The sequence below is a fragment of the Gillisella terrae genome (genome assembly GCF_004801395.1).
GTDB classification, from domain to species: domain Bacteria; phylum Pseudomonadota; class Alphaproteobacteria; order Rhizobiales; family Rhizobiaceae; genus Allorhizobium; species Allorhizobium terrae.
On record NZ_SSOA01000004.1, the window covers coordinates 434,271 to 453,058 of the forward strand.

Here is an 18,788-nt window from a genome sequence, read left to right on the forward strand (position 1 = left end):
AGGGTGTCATCAAAGCTTGCGGAGCGCAACCTGTTCTACCAGATGGTTTTCGCCTTTTCGCAAAATCAGATCAGCGCGCGGTCGGGTGGGAAGAATGTTTTCGCGCAGGTTGATCAGGTTGATATTGGCCCAAAGGCTCTCGGCAATGGCCAAGGCCTCCTCTTCACCAATCGTCGCATAGCGGTGAAAATAGGAGTTGGGATCACGAAACGCGGTCTGGCGCAATTTCATGAAGCGCTTCACATACCAGCGGTGGATCAGGCTTTCATCGGCATCGATGTAAATCGAGAAGTCAAAGAAGTCCGACACCATCGGCACGATCTTGCCGTCGCGCGGCAGATCACGCGATTGCAAAACATTGATCCCTTCGAAAATCAGAATGTCGGGTCGATCAATGATCGTGTGCTCATCGGGAAGCACATCATACGTCAGATGGGAATAGCGCGGTGCTTTCACATTTTGTTGGCCCGCCTTGATGGCGGACAAAAACCGCAAAAGTGCTGCCGTATCGTAGCTCTCGGGAAAACCCTTGCGGTTGAGGCGGTTTTCACGCACCAGCGTGGCATTGGGATAGAGAAAACCGTCTGTGGTGACCAGATCAACCTTGGGGCTGGACGGCCAGCGCGCCAACAACTCCTTCAACACACGGGCTGTGGTGGATTTGCCCACCGCGACCGATCCGGCGACACCGATGATAAACGGCGTTTTGGTGACATTGGTGCTGAGAAAGCGATTGCGCTGCTGAAACAGCAATTGCGACGATTCTACATGGGACGACAAAAGCCGCGACAGCGCCAGATAGATGCGGCGCACCTCAGCCAGATCAATCGGATCGTCAATTGATCGCAGGCGATGCACTTCGTCCAATGTCAATGTTAGGGGTGTGTCGGCGCGAAATTGCGCCCATTCATCGGTTGAGAAGAACAGATAGGGCGAATAACTGCCGACTTGAAAGTGATCAAGGGATTCCTCCACCTCAGGCTCCCCACCCTTCATCTCCTTGACCGCTGTTATCATGGGCTTTGCCGACTGGCTTTCTCGCTCAAACCGGATTGGGCGGTGCGTCGTTGAAGTTCTTCCATCACCGTTTCTACCGGGATATCGGCGATTTTCAATACCACTAAAAGGTGATAGAGCAGATCGGCACTTTCATAAATCAGATTGGCGCGATCATCTTTGACTGCCGCCATCACGGCTTCGATGGCTTCTTCGCCCAGCTTCTTGGCGGCTTTGTCCTGCCCGGCGCTGACCAGTTTCGCGGTCCAGCTTTCATTCGGCGATGCTTTGGCGCGGTTGGCGACAATGGCTTCCAGATCGGTTAGCGTGAATGTGCTCATTAAAATTCTCTCACACTTGATCAAGCCGCATGGCGATACCGGCCTTGGCCATATAGGCTTTGGCTTCAGCGATGGAATAGGTGCCAAAATGGAAGATGGACGCTGCCAGCACGGCGGTGGCATGGCCTTCTTTGACACCTGCCACCAGATCATCCAGCGTGCCAACGCCGCCCGAAGCAATCACCGGCACACGCACGGCATCGGCAATGGTGCGGGTCAGTTCCAGATCATAGCCAATCTTGGTGCCGTCACGGTCCATGGAGGTGATCAGCAATTCACCAGCGCCGCGCTCCACCATTTTGATGGCAAAGTCTACGGCATCAATGCCGGTGGCCTTGCGCCCGCCATGGGTGAAAATCTCCCAGCGATCCGCTTCACCAGCACTTGAGGTTTTCTTGGCATCAATCGACACCACAATGCATTGATTGCCAAATTTATCCGCCGCTTCCGCGACAAAATCCGGGTTGTTGACGGCAGCGGAATTGATCGACACCTTATCCGCGCCGGCCAACAGCAGTTTGCGAATATCGCCAACCGCCCGCACGCCGCCACCGACGGTCACAGGCATAAAGCAATGATCCGCCGTGCGGGCCACCACATCAAAAATCGTCTCGCGATTGTCCGATGAAGCGGTGATGTCGAGAAAGCAAAGCTCATCAGCGCCAGCGGCATCATAGGCCTTGGCGGCTTCCACCGGATCACCGGCATCAATCAGATCGACAAAGTTGACGCCTTTAACAACGCGGCCGTCCTTCACGTCGAGACAGGGGATAACACGGGCCTTGAGTGTCAATATACAACCTCGTAATGTCGCACGAAACTTGAAACCTTCATAGAGATTAGCATGCTAGATGGCGAGTACATTTTTTATGGCGATGAGAGTGGAGATCATTCTCTTGTTAATGTAGATCGCGACTTCCCTGTATTCGTTTTATCGATCTGTGGCTTCAAGATAAACGACTACTGCAAACGCATAGTGCCCAAATTTCAAAGTTTGAAATTTAGATATTTCGGGCACGACATGATCATTTTGCATGAGCGGGAAATTAGGAAGCAGGAGGGCAGCTTTTCAAAATTAACAGACATGGTTTTTAGAGAAAAATTCCTTCTCGATTTGACAGATGTAATTAGAACATCGAAATTTAAGATATTTAGTGTTGTTATTGATAAGCAAAAATTGAAATATGATTTATTTCCAGATAATCCATATGCTATTGCACTCAAGCATTCTCTCGAAGAAATATATAGATTTTTGAAAATTAGAAAAATACATGATAGAAGATATTATTTTGTATTTGAGAAAAGAGGTCTAAAGGAAGATAAAGATTTGGAGCTTGAGTTCAGAAGAATCGTAAGTGGTGAAAATATTTACCGTGAACTGTTTGCGGGATTTAATATTGTTTTTGCTGACAAAAAATCAAATTCAACTGGGATGCAGATTTCGGATCTTACAGCGCGACCAATAGGATTGCGGTATTTTCGATCGTCGCAATCCAATCGCTCATATGATGTAATTAATGAAAAAATATATAGATGTAAGAATACAAGAAGATTTCATCGTGGAGTTTTCCCTGGAGGTTCCACGTCATAAAAGCGAAAAGCCTCGGAATACTCCGAGGCCAAACGCCGACCGGGAACCCCCAATCCACTTGGCTATAATATAGGTGCAATTTGCACCATCGTCAATATATATTCCGTTTAGATTCAATGATTTAGTTTTGTGAAGCTAAACGATTCATTTCATGTGACTTTTAGCAGCGCCAAAGCTTCCGCCGGATCAATCCGCCCATCGTATAGGGCACGGCCAGAAATGGCACCTTCGAGTTTTTGCGCATCCGGCTCGACCATGCGGCGAATATCATCCATAGAAGCCAAGCCGCCAGAGGCAATCACCGGAATAGATATGGCATTCGCCAATTCCAGCGTCGAGGGCCAATTAATGCCAGTCAGGATGCCATCCCGGTCAATATCGGTGTAGATAATTGCCGACACACCAGCGCCTTCAAACTTTTTGGCAAGCTCAATTACGCCCAGCTCAGAGGCTTCCGCCCAGCCTTCCACCGCCACTTTGCCGCCCTTGGCATCAATGCCCACCGCAACCTTGCCGGGAAAATTCTTGCAGGCCTCAATCACCAGCGCCGGATCGCGCACGGCAACAGTGCCAAGAATAACCCGTGAAAGACCGCGCGACAGCCAGCTCTCAATATGGGCCAGTGTACGAATACCACCGCCCAGCTGCACCGGGTTTTTCGTGGCCTTCAAAATCGCATCCACGGCTGCGCCATTGACGCTCTCGCCCGCAAAAGCGCCGTTGAGATCCACCACATGCAGCCATTCAAACCCCTGATCTTCAAAGGCTTTGGCCTGCGCGGCAGGGTCTGGATTATAAACCGTGGCCTGATCCATATCGCCCAGTTTCAGGCGTACGCACTGGCCGTCTTTGAGGTCAATCGCGGGAAAGAGAATCATTTGTATAGCTCTTGATGGAAACAAACGCGGAACATTTTTCGTTGTGGATTAGACTCTATCCCTCAGGACTCTCTGCTGGCAAAGGCTTATGAGTCGACTCGCTAACACAAAAAGCCGGGATTCCGGCCCGGCTTTTTGAACCCGAAACAAATGAGGTGCTACGGGTGATAGGATTTCTCCAACAAACTGCACATTGCACAATGATATTGTGTGGTCAATTCAAATCCTTTGATGGTTGGTACCTCTCCGATTCTCATATCGAAAGTATCATCCATGAGTTATTTCACAGACAAAGTCGCGATAGAGATATGGAAAGCAAGGTGGTATGGTATTCCCGTCCAAGATCTTGTCGCGAAATATAGAGAAAACCCCTTCAGGTTTTATGAAGTTTGGGAAGAAAAAAAGAACGTTGGAACACGCTTGGAGGCATACGAGCAGTTGAAAAGGGAGAACCCCTTGCTGGCGGCAAATACCAACCCAGTTTGTCATGTTCCAAAACGAAAAGTTATCCATAGGCGAACTTTCGAAGGTGGGCAGATCGAAATGTTCCAAAGCTGAACTATACATTCCACCTGAGAAAATTAGAAATGAGAGCCAGACCCAGCGTCTGGCTCTTTTCCGGATGGAATTGTGCGCCGACCATGTTGTCGCGGCCAACGAAGGCGGTCATTGCGCCGCCGTAGTTGGTAGTGGCAATCACGTCTTCGGGCTTTTCAGCCGCCAGATAATAGGAATGCACGAAATAGGCGTGCAAGCCTTGCTCGCCGGTGGCAATGCCATCAAACAGCGGGTGAGGGCGGTTGAGCGTCAGGGTGTTCCAGCCGATTTGCGGGATTTTCAAAGCGGGGTCGGATGGGGTCATTTCCACCACATCGCCCTTGATCCATCCAAGGCCGTTGGTGACGGTCTTTTCCAAACCGCGTGACGACATCAGCTGCATGCCGACGCAAATGCCCATAAACGGACGCGCCTTGTGCTCCACCGCATCCACCAGCGCTTCAAGCATACCCGGCACGGCATCAAGGCCGCGCTTGCAATCGGCATAAGCACCCACGCCCGGCAGCACGATGCGGTCGGCGGTCGCGACGCGCTCGGCCTTGTCGGTCAGTTCAATTTCGGCATTTAGCCCGGCTTCACGGGCGGCCCGCTCAAACGCCTTGGTGGCGGAGCGCAAATTGCCCGAACCATAGTCAATAATCACAACACGCATGTCGATACCTCAATAGGCCTCGTTGCCGAGGGGGTCAGGCCAGTGTTCCCTTGGTGGAAGGAATGCGACCCGCCTGGCGTGGATCAATCTCTGTGGCGGCGCGAAGAGCGCGGGCCACGGCCTTGAAACAGGTTTCAGAGATATGATGGTTGTTGGCCCCATAATGATTGAGGATATGCAGGGTAATGCCCGCATTTTGCGCCAGCGCCTGAAAGAATTCACGCACCAGTTCGGTATCAAACGTGCCAATCTTGGGCGCGCTAAACGCCACATTCCACACCAGAAACGGGCGGCCTGAGACATCAATGGCGGCCTTGGTCATGGTTTCGTCCATGGCCAGATCAATCGAGGCATAGCGCACAATTCCACGACGATCACCCAGCGCTTTGGCGATGGCCTGGCCAATGGCAATGCCGGTGTCTTCAACGGTGTGATGGTCATCAATATGCAGGTCACCCTTCACGTCGATCTCCATATCGATCAGCGAATGGCGGCTGAGCTGGTCGAGCATATGATCGAAAAAGCCGACGCCCGTGGAGATTTTCGAGGTGCCGGTGCCGTCAATATTGACGGAGACGGATACCGAAGTCTCGTTGGTTTTGCGCACAATAGCGGCGCTGCGGCTCTCACTCATAGGTTTCTCCCTGCAAAGATGAGGTTGTTTATCAGGGCAGGGGGGAAATATCCAGAAGGATGACAGCGATTTTGACGCGCCGCACTCTACACAATCAATGCTTTGTGACAGTTATTTGCAATTGTGACATGGCTGCTTACATAGGATCCAACATCATGGGCCGATATGTGAACGGCCTTTCGTTTGAAATGGATTGGATATGAGCGAACATAACCCCTATGGAACCATGCACGGCACCACAATCATCTCGGTGCGCAAAGGCAATATGGTGGCAATGGCCGGCGATGGGCAGGTCAGCCTTGGCCAGACCGTGATGAAGGGCAATGCGCGCAAAGTGCGCCGCATTGGCAAGGGTGGCGAGGTGATTGCCGGTTTCGCCGGTGCCACAGCCGACGCTTTTACGCTTCTTGAGCGGCTGGAAAAGAAGCTGGAGCAATATCCCGGCCAGTTGATGCGGGCTTCCGTTGAACTTGCCAAGGATTGGCGCACCGATAAATATCTGCGCAATCTCGAAGCCATGATGCTGGTGGCTGATAAAACCATCACACTGGCAATTACCGGCAATGGTGATGTGCTGGAGCCCGAGCACGGCACAATAGCCATTGGCTCCGGTGGCAATTATGCGCTGGCGGCGGCCCTTGCCTTGATGGATAGCGATAAGACGGCTGAGGACGTGGCGCGCAAAGCCATGAAGATCGCCGCCGATATTTGTGTCTACACCAATGAAAACGTGCGGGTTGAAACGCTGTCACTGGATGCAGACGCTTAAACCGCCTTTCCCGTTCTCTTTTTACGGATCTTTGAATATGACCAATTTCTCCCCCCGCGAAATCGTCTCGGAACTCGACCGCTATATCATTGGCCAAAATGATGCCAAGCGCGCCGTTGCCATTGCGCTGCGCAATCGCTGGCGCCGCCAGCAACTGGATGAGAGCCTGCGCGATGAAGTGATGCCGAAAAACATTCTGATGATCGGTCCAACCGGCGTGGGTAAAACCGAAATCTCGCGCCGTCTGGCCAAGCTGGCCGGTGCACCCTTCATCAAGGTTGAAGCGACGAAGTTTACCGAAGTGGGCTATGTTGGCCGTGATGTGGAGCAGATCATTCGTGATCTGGTTGAGGTTGGCATTGGCCTGATCAAGGAAAAGAAGCGGCAGGAGGTCGAAGCCAAGGCCCACGCCGGTGCCGAAGAACGGGTGCTGGATGCCCTGGTGGGAGCGACCGCATCGCCTGCCACCCGTGACAGTTTCCGCAAAAAGCTGCGGGCTGGCGAGCTGGATGACAAGGAGATCGACATTGAAGTCGCCGAGACGGGTGGCTCTGGCATGCCTGGCTTTGACATTCCCGGCATGCCGGGTGGCAATGTCGGCATTATCAATCTGTCGGATATGTTTGGCAAAGCCATGGGTGGCCGCACCAAAAAGCTGCGTACCACGGTGAAGGCCTCTTACGCCGATCTGATCCGCGATGAATCGGAGAAGCTGATCGACAATGAGCTGATCCAGCGTGAAGCGGTGAAATCGGTTGAAAATGACGGCATTGTCTTTTTGGATGAAATCGACAAGATCGCCAACCGCGAAGGGGCCATGGGTGCAGGCGTTTCGCGCGAAGGCGTGCAGCGCGATTTGCTGCCGCTGGTGGAGGGCACAACGGTTGCCACAAAATATGGTCCGGTGAAAACCGATCATATTCTGTTTATCGCTTCGGGCGCATTCCATGTGTCCAAGCCGTCGGACCTTCTGCCGGAGTTGCAGGGCCGTCTGCCAATCCGCGTTGAACTGAAACCTTTGACCAAGGAAGATTTTCGCCGCATCCTGACCGAAACAGAAGCCAGCCTCATTCGCCAGTATATTGCGCTGATGGCCACGGAAGGTCTCGATCTGGAGTTCACGGAAGATGCCATTGATGCTTTGGCGGATGTGACCGTTGCGTTGAATACGTCTGTTGAAAATATCGGTGCGCGTCGTCTGCAAACGGTGATGGAGCGGGTGCTGGATGAGATTTCCTTCAATGCGCCTGATCGCAGTGGTGCAAAGGTGAGCATTGATTCGGCCTATGTGAACGAGCATGTGGGTGAAATCGCAGCGGATGCGGATCTTTCGCGCTACATTCTGTGATGTTTATGCATCGTCTCATGCTGAAATCGGCTGGCATGCGCCCTAATTTCGCCTTGAGATGATCTATTAAGTCGACAGCAGCGGTCTGCACCTTGTATGAGGCGGCTGGCCGTTGCTGCGACTAACCCATGTTTGGGGTGGCCTATGCGCACGCCGCCAAACCGACCCCTCTGCACGGGATAAGACATGCTGCGTCGCTTTGCTGTTATTTTGCTCCTCTCTTTCGCTTGTTTTTCATCTGCGGCCTCTTTCGCTGAAGCGAAGATGGTGCCGGAAGGCAACCGCAATGCAGAGCAACCGCCCATTCCGGGCGCATCGAAGCAGCGCACCAAAGAGACCAAGACCACATTTGATCTGAAATACGACAAGATCATTGATCTGCTGACGCGCGACCGCGATCTGGTTTCCAAAATCAAGAAAGTCTCTGCGGCCTACGGCATTGATCCCATTCATATGATTGGCGCATTGGTTGGCGAACACACCTACAATGTCGACGCCTATGATACGTTGCAGAGCTATTATGTGAAAGCAGCCTCCTATGCTGGCAATTCCTTCCGTTTTGCCTATGAGGGTGAGACGGTTGATCAATTCGTATCCCGTCCCGAATTTGCCCAGTGCAGCGCATTCAAGGATTCCGATCGCCTGTGGACCTGCCGCAACGATGTTTGGCAAGACAAGTTTCAAGGCAAGAAGGTTGATGGCAAACGTTTTCCCAACAATCGCTTCAGTGCTGTTTTCTTCCAGCCCTTCTATGCTGGACAAACCTTTGGTCTTGGCCAGATCAACCCTCTGACGGCCCTGATGCTGACCGACATGGTGCATCGTGTTTCCGGCTATCCCAAGCTGGATGAAAATGACGCTGCCGGTGTTTATAAAGCGATTATGGATCCTGATATTTCGCTGGCCTATATGGCCGCCATTATCCGCAAATCCATTGATGATTATAAAAATATAGCAGGCTTTGATATTTCCGATAATCCGGGTTTGACGGCAACACTCTACAACCTTGGTGATTCGGCGGCGCGGGCCAAGGCGCTGGCGCGACGCAATGCGGGTGGCGCGACAGTCTGGCCTGAGGAAAATTACTATGGCTGGCTGATCAACGATCGGCTGAAGCAGCTCAAGGGCTTGCTGTAAACGCCGATCCTGTTTTATCGCTTACGATTGTTTCTAAAAAGGCATAAATCTTTCGCACTTGTGTCTGATTGACAGAAGGTTGCTCCTCGCCTCACTGTGTGCGCTGGAATGCACAAACTGCCTTGCGCGGGCGTGACCATCCATTGATGATCCGGGCGCAGGCTGTAGAATGGCATAAAATGACAGCAGGAGGCTGAAATGGCGCGTGTTGAACACTCTGGTCTGGCGATTGATCAGGGGCTTTATGATTTCCTCGTGCACAAGGCGCTGCCCGGCACAGGAGTGGATGCTGAGGCATTTTTCAAAGCTTTTGCCGATCTGGTTCACACTCTTGGACCGAAAAACCGTGCTCTTCTGGCCGTTCGCGATGATTTTCAGGCAAAGCTTGATGACTGGTATCGCAAAAATGGTGCGCCAAGCGATTTGGCTGCCTATGAAGCTTTCCTGCGCGAGATTGGCTATATCCTGCCAGAAGGCCCGGATTTTACGGTCAACACCCAAAATGTCGATGCCGAGATTGCCACCATTGCCGGGCCGCAGCTGGTCGTGCCGGTGATGAATGCGCGTTACGCCTTGAACGCTGCCAACGCCCGCTGGGGCTCGCTTTATGACGCGCTCTATGGCACCGATGCGATTTCTGAGAATGACGGCGCTGAAAAGGGCAGGGGCTATAATCCTGTTCGTGGTACCAAGGTGATTGCCTGGGCGCGCAATTTTCTCGATCAGTCGGTGCCGCTCACTGGCGGCAGTTGGGCCGATGTCGCAGCCCTTGGCCTCAGCGGCGGTTATCTGGATGTCACACTTGCCAATGGCGACAAGACGGGCCTGACCGATCCCAGCCAGTTTGCCGGATCAAACGCCAAAGATGGTGCGATCACCTCTTACCTCTTGCAGCGCAACGGCTTGCATATCGAAATCTGCATTGATGCAACGGGTGCAATTGGAGCAAACGATCCAGCCAGCATCAATGATGTTCGGTTGGAATCCGCCATCACCACGATCATGGATTGTGAAGACTCAGTCGCCGCCGTGGACGCCGAAGACAAGATTTTGGCCTATTCCAACTGGCTCGGCCTGATGAAAGGTGATCTAGAAGAAGTGGTTGCCAAGGGCGGCACCAGCTTCACCCGCAAGCTCAACCCGGATCGCCAGTTTATCGATCCGCAGGGCAAGGCTTTCGACATTCATTGCCGCTCGTTGATGTTGGTGCGCAATGTCGGGCATTTGATGACCAATCCAGCTATTCTGGATCGCAACAGTCATGAAGTGCCAGAAGGCATTATGGATGCGATGATCACCGCGCTGATTGCCTTGCACGATATTGGCCCCAATGGTCGCCGTCAAAATTCGCAGCTTGGCTCGATGTATGTGGTCAAGCCGAAGATGCATGGGCCGGAGGAGGTGGCTTTCGCCGTTGAAATCTTCTCAAAAGTCGAGCAGGCGCTGGGCATGGCACCCAACACCATCAAGATGGGCATTATGGACGAGGAGCGCCGCACCACGGTGAACCTCAAGGAGTGCATTCGTGCCGCCAAAGACCGGGTGGTGTTTATCAACACCGGCTTCCTCGATCGCACCGGCGATGAAATTCATACCTCGATGGAAGCGGGTCCAATGATCCGCAAGGGTGATATGAAGCAGGCGGCCTGGATTGCGGCCTATGAAAACTGGAATGTCGATATTGGGCTGCAATGCGGCCTTTCCGGCCATGCCCAGATTGGCAAGGGCATGTGGGCCATGCCCGATCTGATGGCGGCGATGCTGGAGCAAAAGATTGCCCATCCGAAGGCCGGTGCCAACACCGCCTGGGTGCCATCCCCCACGGCAGCAACCCTGCATGCCACCCATTACCACACGGTCAACGTTGCCGGTGTGCAGGCCAGCCTGAAAAGCCGGGCGCGGGCGAAATTGTCCGACATTCTCTCGGTACCGGTGGCAACCCGCCCCAATTGGACAGCGGAAGAAATCCAGCGGGAGCTTGATAACAATGCGCAGGGCATTCTGGGCTATGTGGTGCGCTGGGTGGATCAGGGCATTGGCTGCTCAAAGGTACCAGACATCAACAATGTCGGCCTGATGGAAGACCGCGCGACGCTGCGCATTTCTGCCCAGCACATGGCCAATTGGCTGCATCATGGCGTTGTGACAAAGGAGCAGGTGGTTGAGACGCTCAAGCGCATGGCCGCCGTGGTGGATCAGCAAAATGCCGGCGATGCGGCTTATCAGCCAATGGCCAAGGATTTTGACGGCTCCATCGCCTTTCAGGCAGCCCTTGATCTGGTGTTGAAGGGCCGCGAACAGCCCAATGGCTACACCGAGCCAGTTCTGCACCGCCGTCGGCTGGAGGCGAAAGCCGCATAAGCCACGGCTGATGATTTCACGTGAAACAGAAAAGCCGCCGAATGATCCATTCGGCGGCTTTTTCAATGGAAGAGATTTACGATCAACTCTGCTGAACGATAACCTTGGTTTCCTTGCCCGGACGCACATGGCTGTAAAGGTCAATCACATCCTGATTGATCATACGAATGCAGCCAGACGATGCGGCGGTGCCGATCGAGGCCCATTCAGGCGAACCATGGATGCGGAACAATGTGTCCTGACCCTTGTCGTTGAACAGATACATGGCGCGTGCACCCAGCGGATTGCTGATGCTTGGGCCCATGCCGTTTTCAACATATTTGGCAACTTCAGGCTTGCGGGCTGCCATTTCCTTTGGCGGATGCCAGGTTGGCCATTCCTGCTTCCAGGCCACATAGGCCTCGCCCTGCCATGCAAAACCGTCCTTGCCGACGCCAATGCCGTAGCGCATCGCCTGACCATTGCCGAGAACGTAATAAAGGAAACGTTCCTTGGTGTTGACGATGATCGTGCCGGGCTTTTCATTGGTCTGATAAGAAACCACCTGACGGCGGAACTTTGGGTTGACCTTCTGAATTGGAATGGCTGGCAGCGCATAACCGGCATCAGTGACGGGACCGTAGGCGTCGTCAAAGATTTTGGCGGTTTCAACTTTGGCTGGTTCAACCTTGGCTGGTTCAGGTGCCGCAACAGTTTTTGCAGCAGCCGTCTTTTTTGTATCAGCCTGAGAGGTTGTGGTGCAGCCGGTGATGGCAATGGTGGACAGGAGACCGAGCACGGTCAGTGCAGTGCGGATTCGCATGGGAGGCTCATCGACTTTCGGGCAGGACGTTTAACTGGGTTTACAGCTTTGATAGAGGTATATTTTTTATTACTGGAAAGTTTGCAAGCGCTCTGGCTGGTCTGGCGCGCTCGCGCCTCGCAAATTGCTGAAGGATGGCTTTTTTGCAACATATCGATAACGCAAGGGGGATGAAAAATGACGATTCTTAACGTTTCCGTTAAAGACCCCTTAATCGATGGGCGACAATCGGAGCGCGCGTTAATGATTCGCCGCGGCGTGCAGGTTCTGCTTCGCCAGATGCGTCAAGCCTGCTTGCCGGAGCTTGCCCTGGCCAGTGGCCGACGGGCCGATCTCATCAGTCTCTCAGACAAGGGAGAGATCTGGATTATCGAGATCAAATCGTCGATTGAAGATTTTCGGGTGGATCGCAAATGGCCCGATTATCGCAAGCACTGCGACCGATTGTTTTTCGCCACCTTACCCGATGTGCCGCAGGAGATTTTTCCGCAAGACTGCGGCTTTATCCTCTCGGATGGCTATGCGGCCCACATCCTGCGCGAGGCACCGGAACATAAGCTGGCACCCGCCACCCGCAAGGCCGTGACCTTAAATTTCGCAACCAATGCTGCGCACCGGTTGATGAAAGCCGAGTGGGACGCCATCCCCCCGGCCAAAACCCTTTAAGTTGATTGATTATTTCGGCGCGCGCTTTGCCAAAATGCGCTGCAAGGTGCGGCGATGCATGTTGAGGCGCCGAGCCGTCTCGGAAACATTGCGCTCACAGGCTTCATAAACCCGCTGAATATGCTCCCAACGCACCCGGTCTGCCGACATCGGGTTTTCCGGCACATCTGCCTTTTCACCAGCCCGCTGGGTGAGGGCGTTGAAAACGTCATCGGCATCGGCAGGCTTGGACAGGTAATCGACAGCACCCAGCTTCACAGCGGTCACGGCGGTGGCGATATTGCCGTAGCCTGTCAAAACGATGATTCGTGTGTCGTCGCGGCGTTCACGGATTGCGGCAATCACATCCAGTCCATTGCCATCGCCAAGCCGCAGATCCACCACCGCATATTTGGGGGCGGCTTCAGTGGATTTGGCAATGCCTTCGGCCACCGAGCTTGCCATATCCACCTTGAAACCTCGCGATTCCATGGCTCGTCCCAAGCGCCGCAAGAAAGGCAAATCGTCATCAACAATCAAAAGGGTCGGGTCCACACCGAGATCAATGGTGTCGTTGAGGTCTTCGCTGGAGGCGACGTCCTTTGCCTGCTGCTCTTGGTGCAAACTATCCTGGGTCATATTTTCAGTCCTTCAGAATCACTCTAGCTTTATACGAACCAGACTGACTCTCGGTTCTCTTGTTTGAGCCTGCTTTTTGGAAAAGAAGCGAATATTTTTGCCGAACAAACTCTCATTCCAAAGGTTTATCGCCCGTGAAGCCCTAATGGTAAAGTCACTTTATTGGGGTTTCCATGGCCTTACGTGGCCAGCGCACAACAACTGAGGCCCCCAGCACAGGCGCGCCCGGCGTTGGCCCAGCTCTGTTTTCAAATTTCAGATGCGCGCCTGAGCGCTCCAGCAAGGTTTTGGCAATAAACAATCCAAGCCCAAGTCCGCCAGCGCGGGCATCACTCTTGCGGCTGGTCACATAGGGTTCGCCAATCCGCAGCAGGATGTCGGGTGTGAACCCTTCGCCATCATCATCAATGGTGATGGTCACGTGCCGGTTGTCATGCTCAACGGTCACGGTCACTTGCTCCTTGGCATAGTCCAGGGCATTCTCAATCAGATTGCCAAGCCCGTAAAGAATGCCGGGATTGCGGCTGCCCACCGGCTCGCCGTCGCGCCCGGCTGGCTCCAGCACGGTCAGCTTGATGCCAAATTCCCGATGCGGCGCAATCACCTCTTCAATCAGGGATGACAAAGGCAGGGTGCGCATATGCTCATCCCCCTCAGATGACATCGTGGTCAGCTGTTTGAGAATATCGCGACACCGCTCACTCTGGCTGCGCAACAGTTGCAAATCCTCGCTCAGGCGTGGGTCTTTACCAAATTCCCGCTCCATCTCTTTTGCCACAACACTGATGGTGGCCAAAGGCGTGCCCAGCTCATGGGCGGCGGCGGCGGCCAGACCATCGAGCTGCGACAGGTGCTTTTCCTTTTGCAACACCAGTTCTGTTGCCGTCAGCGCATCGGCCAAAAGATTGGCCTCCTTTGAAACCCGATAAGCATAGAATGCGGCAAAGGTGCTCATCGAGACAATGGAACACCAGATGGCCACCAGCATCACCGGCCCGCCACGATCAATATAATCGGCATACCAGGGCAGGGGGTAGGGGGTGAAGGCGAGGCTGGAAATGCAAATCAACGCCAGCACCATTAGCGCCATGGCATGGCGCAAGGGCTGAGATGCAAAGGTGATAATCACCGGCACACAGATCAAAGGCGCAAATGGATTGGACAGCCCGCCGGTAATGAACAGCAATCCAGTCATTTGCAAAAGATCCAGCGCCAGAATGGCAAAGGTCCAGATCGGCTCCAGCCGTTGCGTGGAAGGAAAGGCGACCTGCAAAATGAAATTCACTATTGCCAGCGTGCCAATCAGAATAGCGACGGCCAGAACCGGCATGGGAAATTGCAAGACCAGAGAAACAATGATCAAGGTCATTGTTTGCCCTGCAACGGCCAGCCAGCGAAGGCGAACCAGTGTTTCAAGCCGGAGGCGACGGCTGGAAGTGCCAAAATTCATCTGCGTATCCACATTTGCGTTCATGCCGTTCCCCCCGGTTGGCACACGGATCAGCCCTCCCAAGCTGACATATAAGTATTATGTACCACGCGGTTTTACCCGTGTCGTGGGGGCAGCATTGGCCGGATCTTCCGGCCATGGATGGCGCGGATAGCGCCCGCGCATCTCGGCGCGCACATCACTCCACGATCCGGCCCAGAAACCGGGCAGATCACGGGTGGTCTGAATCGGTCGATGCGCGGGTGAGGTGAGTTCCAGTAACAGCGGCAATTTTCCACCGCCAATGGTCGGGTGTTGCTTCAAGCCATAAAGCTCCTGCACCCGAATAACCAGTTTCGGCTCGTCCCCTTCATAATGAATGGCGTGGTTCATGCCGGTGGGGGCGGTGAAATGGGTCGGTGCCAGCCGCTCCAGGTCGCGTTGCACCTCATAAGGAACAAGTGATTTCAACCCATCCATCAACCCACTGGCGGAAATGGCGGAGAAACTGCGCACCCCGGTTTGGAAAGGAATGAACCACTCGTCTAGCCGTTCCAGCAGAGCCTCGTCGTTCATGTCGGGCCAAGGTGCGCCAATCGAGCGATGCAAAAAGCCGATCCGCTGGCGCAATTGCTCGGCGGATTTGCTAAATTCCAAACGGTCCAGCCCGATCTGGCGCAACCCATCCGCCAACGCTTTGGTTGCCGCTTCGCCGGTTGGTTTTGCCAGTGGCGTTTCTTCGAGAATAATCGCGCCAATGCGTTTGACCCGCCGCGCTCGCACTTCCTTGGCGTTGAGATCAAAAAAGCTCTCATCGCCTTGGGTTATCGCCTCCGGCAGATAGGCCTCCACATCCGCAAGCCGGATTTCCGCAGCACTCAAAATACGGGCTTGCGCCGCCCGTCCGGTCAGGTCGGCAATCACCAACATGTCGCTGGCGGCCAGTCGCTCGGTCTCGGCAATTTCAGCCCCCCGGCCATTGGCCATCACATAACGTCCACGCCCGCCGCGCTTGAACGCAATCCTGTCTGGATAGGCGTGTAGCAGCAATTGCCCGGCAGAGGCAGGCGAGGGAGAATTTTGGCCACGAGGAAAGTCTTTTATAAGCCGTTCCGCCAGTTTTCGCGCCGCATTGGCCCGCTCACCGCGATCCTTTTGAAAACGCCGCAACCGCTCGTCCAGATCAAGATCATTGCCGCCCAATCCCTGTTCGGTGATCAAAACCGAGAGTTCGCTGGCTGTCTTGCCATGACCGTCCTCGGCGGCGGCAATCACCATGGCCGCCAGTCGTGGCGGCAGGCCAAGGCCGCGCATGGTTTTACCCTTTGTCGTCAACCGCCCTTGCTCATCCAGCGCGCCAAGAGCGATGAGCAGATTGCGCGCCTCTTGCAGCGGTGCTTTCGGCGGTTGATCAATAAAGCAAAGGGCAGCGGGGTCGGTGACGCCCCAATGGGCCATATCCAGCACCAGGCTGGAAAGATCACTGGAGAGAATTTCCGGCGGGGTAAAGGCGGGCAGTGCTGCCGTTTGTCCCACATGCCAAAGCCGAATGGCAATGCCAGGCTCAGTGCGCCCGGCGCGACCCGTCCGCTGATCAGCAGAGGCGCGCGATACCTTGACTGTTTCCAGCCGGGTCATGCCGGTGGATGCTTCATAGACCGGCAAGCGCTGCAAACCGCTGTCGATGACAATCCGCACCCCGTCAATGGTAATCGAGGTTTCGGCAATCGATGTGGCCAACACCAGTTTGCGTGTGCCAGCGGGTGCGGGTTTGATTGCCTGATCCTGCTCGCCTTGGGTCAAATTGCCATAGAGTGGCGCAATCAGCGTGGAGGCTGGGAGCCGTCCCTCCAGCCGTTCGGCCACCCGCCGAATTTCGGCCTGTCCCGGCAAAAAGGCCAGAATCGAGCCTGTTTCATTGGTGTGGGCATCCAAAATGGCGCTCACCATGCTGTCTTCAATCCGCTCGGTGCCGGGGCGATCACGATGGCGAATATCAATGGGAAAGCCGCGTCCCGCACTTTCCAGAACAGGCGGATTGTCCATCAGAACTGCCACCCGCTCGACATCCAGCGTCGCCGACATGACAATCAGCCGCAAATCATCGCGCAAGGCCGATTGGCAATCGAGTGCCAGCGCCAAACCAAAATCCGCATCCAGTGAGCGCTCATGAAATTCATCAAACAGCACGGCACTAATGCCCGATAGTTCCGGGTCCTCCAAAATCATCCGGGCGAAGACACCTTCGGTCACCACTTCAATCCGGGTGCTGGCGGAAATGCGGTTGTCCAGCCGCATTCTATAACCCACAGTTTGCCCCACCTGTTCGCCCAAAAGGCTCGCCATGCGGCTCGCCGCTGCGCGCGCGGCCAAACGGCGTGGTTCCAGCAGAATAATTCGGCCATCGCCCCGCCACGGCTGATCCAATAGAGAGAGTGGGATCAGCGTGGTTTTACCTGCTCCCGGCGGGGCAGAGACAACGGCCCGGTTTCCAGCCGCCAAAGCGGCGGCTAAAGGCGGCAGGATTTCGGAAACCGGATAGACAGGAAGCGTTATGGGCATAATGGCAGTTCGGGTCTCTTAAGTGTTGCGCACCGTTTCATAGGCCAGAATTGCTCCGGCCAGATCTTCCAGCGCCGCACCCACTGATTTGAAAAGGGTAATGTCATCCGCACTGTTACGGCCTTTTGCCGCGCCGCGCACCAGTTCAGACAGCTCACCACAAATCTTTTCCGCGCTTAAACTGCCATTGGCCAACGGCTGCACAATATCACCTGCCTCAGCCATCGCACCGGCGCGGGTATCAACATAAACCTTTGCACGTCGAATGGCCGCATCATCCGCCTCCCGCATGGAGGGTTTGAAGCCACCCACAAGATCGAGATGGGCACCGGGCTTCAGCCAATCGCCAGAAATGAGCGGGTCAGTTGCCAGTGTCGCACAGGATATAATATCAGCCTGCCGCGCTGCGTCTTCCAGAGAGGATATAGCCTCGGCATTGAAGCCCTTGGCACGGGCTTGCGCAGCCGTCGCTTCGGCATTGGCTGCGTTCCGCCCCCATATGGATATCTGTCTTAGCGGACGAACAGTGGAATGCGCCTCTATAAGATGAAGAGAAAGGCGTCCTGTTCCCACCATCAGCATGTGGCTGGCATCATCCCGCGACAGATAGCTGGATGCCAAGGCCGACGCAGCAGCAGTGCGCCGCGCTGTTAAAACCCCACCATCCACCAGGGCCAACATTTCCCCGGTTTTGCCAGAGGTCAGCAGATAACCACCCTGAACTGCGGGCAAGCCAGAGAGATGATTGTCAGGATAAACAGAAACCAGTTTCACGCCGCAATATTGCCCCGGCAGCCAGGCTGGCATCAACAGCAAGGTGGCATCGGCCCGTCCGGGCACGTTCATATTATGGTGGTGGCGCACAGGCATTTCGCATGGGGATGAGAACATCACCTTGAGCGCTTGTATAAGAGCGGGCCACGCCAGCGCGCGCTCGGTTTCGTGTTCATTCAGGACGAGCATCAGAATCTCCCTCTATAGCGCGTTGGAGCCTATCAAGTTCACATGTGTTCGGCGAGAGGGCCGCACCAAAGATGCGTTTCGCGGCGCTCGACGCGGGGCTTGTGCTGATTAAAGATAACGAAATCAACAAATATCGTGTACGATCAATTAATTGGCGAGAAAGTGGGATTTTGGGAAAAAATCCGTTTGACATATTGGTTTGTTGGTCCTAGAACCCGCCTCACCGAACGAGGCGGCGCTTCTGAGGAAGTGTTGATTTCGCTCAATTGAAATCATCTGGATAGCTTTTAGAGTTAGACGACCGGGCTTTGCGGTTTGGTTGAGGTGGTTTTTTGACGGTTTTTTACCGTCTGTTTTTTGACAATTGAAGATGAGAAGAAAGAGAAACGTGGACGGCGGTTTTGCGTTGGTGGGAGCAGAGATGCTTTCGCTGATAGAAGACAATGACGGTCACGTTTTGATATGAGAACACCAGATTGAACT

19 protein-coding genes are annotated in these 18,788 nt (G+C 54.3%); 7 read left to right on the forward strand and 12 right to left on the reverse strand.

Features of this window, described 5'->3' with window-relative positions; genetic code table 11:
- Positions 1-9 precede the first annotated feature (9 nt).
- The 3 genes from coaA to hisF are packed head-to-tail and all read right to left on the reverse strand — an operon-like array spanning position 10 to position 2,130.
- Entirely contained in the window at positions 10-996 is a 987-nt protein-coding gene (gene coaA, locus E6C51_RS11470) for a type I pantothenate kinase (RefSeq protein WP_190236048.1), read from the reverse strand.
- 17 nt (positions 997-1,013) lie between these two features.
- The gene (locus E6C51_RS11475; RefSeq protein ID WP_146933925.1) at positions 1,014-1,337 is read right to left on the reverse strand and encodes a phosphoribosyl-ATP diphosphatase; all 324 of its coding nucleotides are present in this window, start codon (positions 1,335-1,337) and stop codon (positions 1,014-1,016) included.
- 10 nt (positions 1,338-1,347) lie between these two features.
- Positions 1,348-2,130, reverse strand: coding sequence for an imidazole glycerol phosphate synthase subunit HisF (gene hisF / locus E6C51_RS11480; RefSeq protein ID WP_190236008.1), 783 nt, complete (start codon positions 2,128-2,130; stop codon positions 1,348-1,350).
- A gap of 51 nt (positions 2,131-2,181) precedes the next feature.
- Between hisF and E6C51_RS11485 the strand changes: the two genes are divergently transcribed.
- Positions 2,182-2,928: a DUF3800 domain-containing protein gene (locus E6C51_RS11485; RefSeq protein WP_146933919.1), complete on the forward strand. Its 747-nt coding sequence runs from the start codon at positions 2,182-2,184 to the stop codon at positions 2,926-2,928.
- A gap of 149 nt (positions 2,929-3,077) precedes the next feature.
- On the opposite strand, the gene hisA is transcribed toward E6C51_RS11485, so the two are convergent.
- Entirely contained in the window at positions 3,078-3,806 is a 729-nt protein-coding gene (gene hisA / locus E6C51_RS11490) for a 1-(5-phosphoribosyl)-5-[(5-phosphoribosylamino)methylideneamino]imidazole-4-carboxamide isomerase (protein WP_190236009.1), read from the reverse strand.
- A gap of 273 nt (positions 3,807-4,079) precedes the next feature.
- Between hisA and E6C51_RS11495 the strand changes: the two genes are divergently transcribed.
- A complete protein-coding gene (locus E6C51_RS11495; protein WP_190236010.1) occupies positions 4,080-4,364 on the forward strand; it encodes a hypothetical protein in 285 nt (94 codons plus the stop codon).
- A 1-nt stretch (position 4,365) separates the two neighbouring features.
- Here E6C51_RS11495 and hisH read toward each other — a convergent pair whose 3' ends face one another.
- Positions 4,366-5,016, reverse strand: coding sequence for an imidazole glycerol phosphate synthase subunit HisH (gene hisH / locus E6C51_RS11500; RefSeq protein WP_190236011.1), 651 nt, complete (start codon positions 5,014-5,016; stop codon positions 4,366-4,368).
- A gap of 34 nt (positions 5,017-5,050) precedes the next feature.
- Positions 5,051-5,650: an imidazoleglycerol-phosphate dehydratase HisB gene (hisB, locus tag E6C51_RS11505; protein ID WP_146933913.1), complete on the reverse strand. Its 600-nt coding sequence runs from the start codon at positions 5,648-5,650 to the stop codon at positions 5,051-5,053.
- Between the two features lie 199 nt (positions 5,651-5,849).
- On the opposite strand from hisB, the gene hslV reads away from it, so the two are divergent.
- From hslV to E6C51_RS11525, 4 genes are all read left to right on the forward strand, one after another.
- Positions 5,850-6,419, forward strand: coding sequence for an ATP-dependent protease subunit HslV (hslV, locus tag E6C51_RS11510; RefSeq protein ID WP_190236012.1), 570 nt, complete (start codon positions 5,850-5,852; stop codon positions 6,417-6,419).
- A 37-nt stretch (positions 6,420-6,456) separates the two neighbouring features.
- Positions 6,457-7,767, forward strand: a complete 1,311-nt coding sequence (gene hslU / locus E6C51_RS11515; protein WP_146933909.1) for an ATP-dependent protease ATPase subunit HslU — start codon at positions 6,457-6,459, stop codon at positions 7,765-7,767.
- A 189-nt stretch (positions 7,768-7,956) separates the two neighbouring features.
- The gene (locus E6C51_RS11520) at positions 7,957-8,904 is read left to right on the forward strand and encodes a DUF1402 family protein (protein ID WP_407920801.1); all 948 of its coding nucleotides are present in this window, start codon (positions 7,957-7,959) and stop codon (positions 8,902-8,904) included.
- A gap of 198 nt (positions 8,905-9,102) precedes the next feature.
- Positions 9,103-11,265, forward strand: a complete 2,163-nt coding sequence (locus E6C51_RS11525; protein WP_190236013.1) for a malate synthase G — start codon at positions 9,103-9,105, stop codon at positions 11,263-11,265.
- A gap of 82 nt (positions 11,266-11,347) precedes the next feature.
- Here the strand turns inward: E6C51_RS11525 and E6C51_RS11530 are convergent, their stop codons facing one another.
- Positions 11,348-12,067 carry a L,D-transpeptidase gene (locus E6C51_RS11530; protein WP_146933903.1) on the reverse strand — a complete coding sequence of 240 codons (720 nt, stop codon included), beginning with the start codon at positions 12,065-12,067 and terminating at the stop codon, positions 11,348-11,350.
- Between the two features lie 177 nt (positions 12,068-12,244).
- Between E6C51_RS11530 and E6C51_RS11535 the strand changes: the two genes are divergently transcribed.
- Positions 12,245-12,733 carry an MmcB family DNA repair protein gene (locus E6C51_RS11535; protein ID WP_190236014.1) on the forward strand — a complete coding sequence of 163 codons (489 nt, stop codon included), beginning with the start codon at positions 12,245-12,247 and terminating at the stop codon, positions 12,731-12,733.
- Positions 12,734-12,742: 9 nt separating this feature from the next.
- Here the strand turns inward: E6C51_RS11535 and E6C51_RS11540 are convergent, their stop codons facing one another.
- From E6C51_RS11540 to E6C51_RS20075, 5 genes are all read right to left on the reverse strand, one after another.
- The gene (locus E6C51_RS11540) at positions 12,743-13,351 is read right to left on the reverse strand and encodes an ActR/PrrA/RegA family redox response regulator transcription factor (RefSeq protein WP_146933899.1); all 609 of its coding nucleotides are present in this window, start codon (positions 13,349-13,351) and stop codon (positions 12,743-12,745) included.
- 154 nt (positions 13,352-13,505) lie between these two features.
- Entirely contained in the window at positions 13,506-14,825 is a 1,320-nt protein-coding gene (locus tag E6C51_RS11545; RefSeq protein ID WP_190236015.1) for an ActS/PrrB/RegB family redox-sensitive histidine kinase, read from the reverse strand.
- A gap of 54 nt (positions 14,826-14,879) precedes the next feature.
- Positions 14,880-17,342, reverse strand: coding sequence for an ATP-dependent helicase HrpB (gene hrpB, locus E6C51_RS11550; RefSeq protein ID WP_190236016.1), 2,463 nt, complete (start codon positions 17,340-17,342; stop codon positions 14,880-14,882).
- Positions 17,343-17,360: 18 nt separating this feature from the next.
- Complete coding sequence (gene lhpI / locus E6C51_RS11555; protein WP_190236017.1) at positions 17,361-18,305, reverse strand: bifunctional Delta(1)-pyrroline-2-carboxylate/Delta(1)-piperideine-2-carboxylate reductase; 945 nt, start codon at positions 18,303-18,305, stop codon at positions 17,361-17,363.
- Between the two features lie 293 nt (positions 18,306-18,598).
- Positions 18,599-18,788, reverse strand: a 190-nt coding sequence (locus E6C51_RS20075) for a hypothetical protein (RefSeq protein WP_210234996.1), incomplete at its 5' end; no start/stop codon positions are given.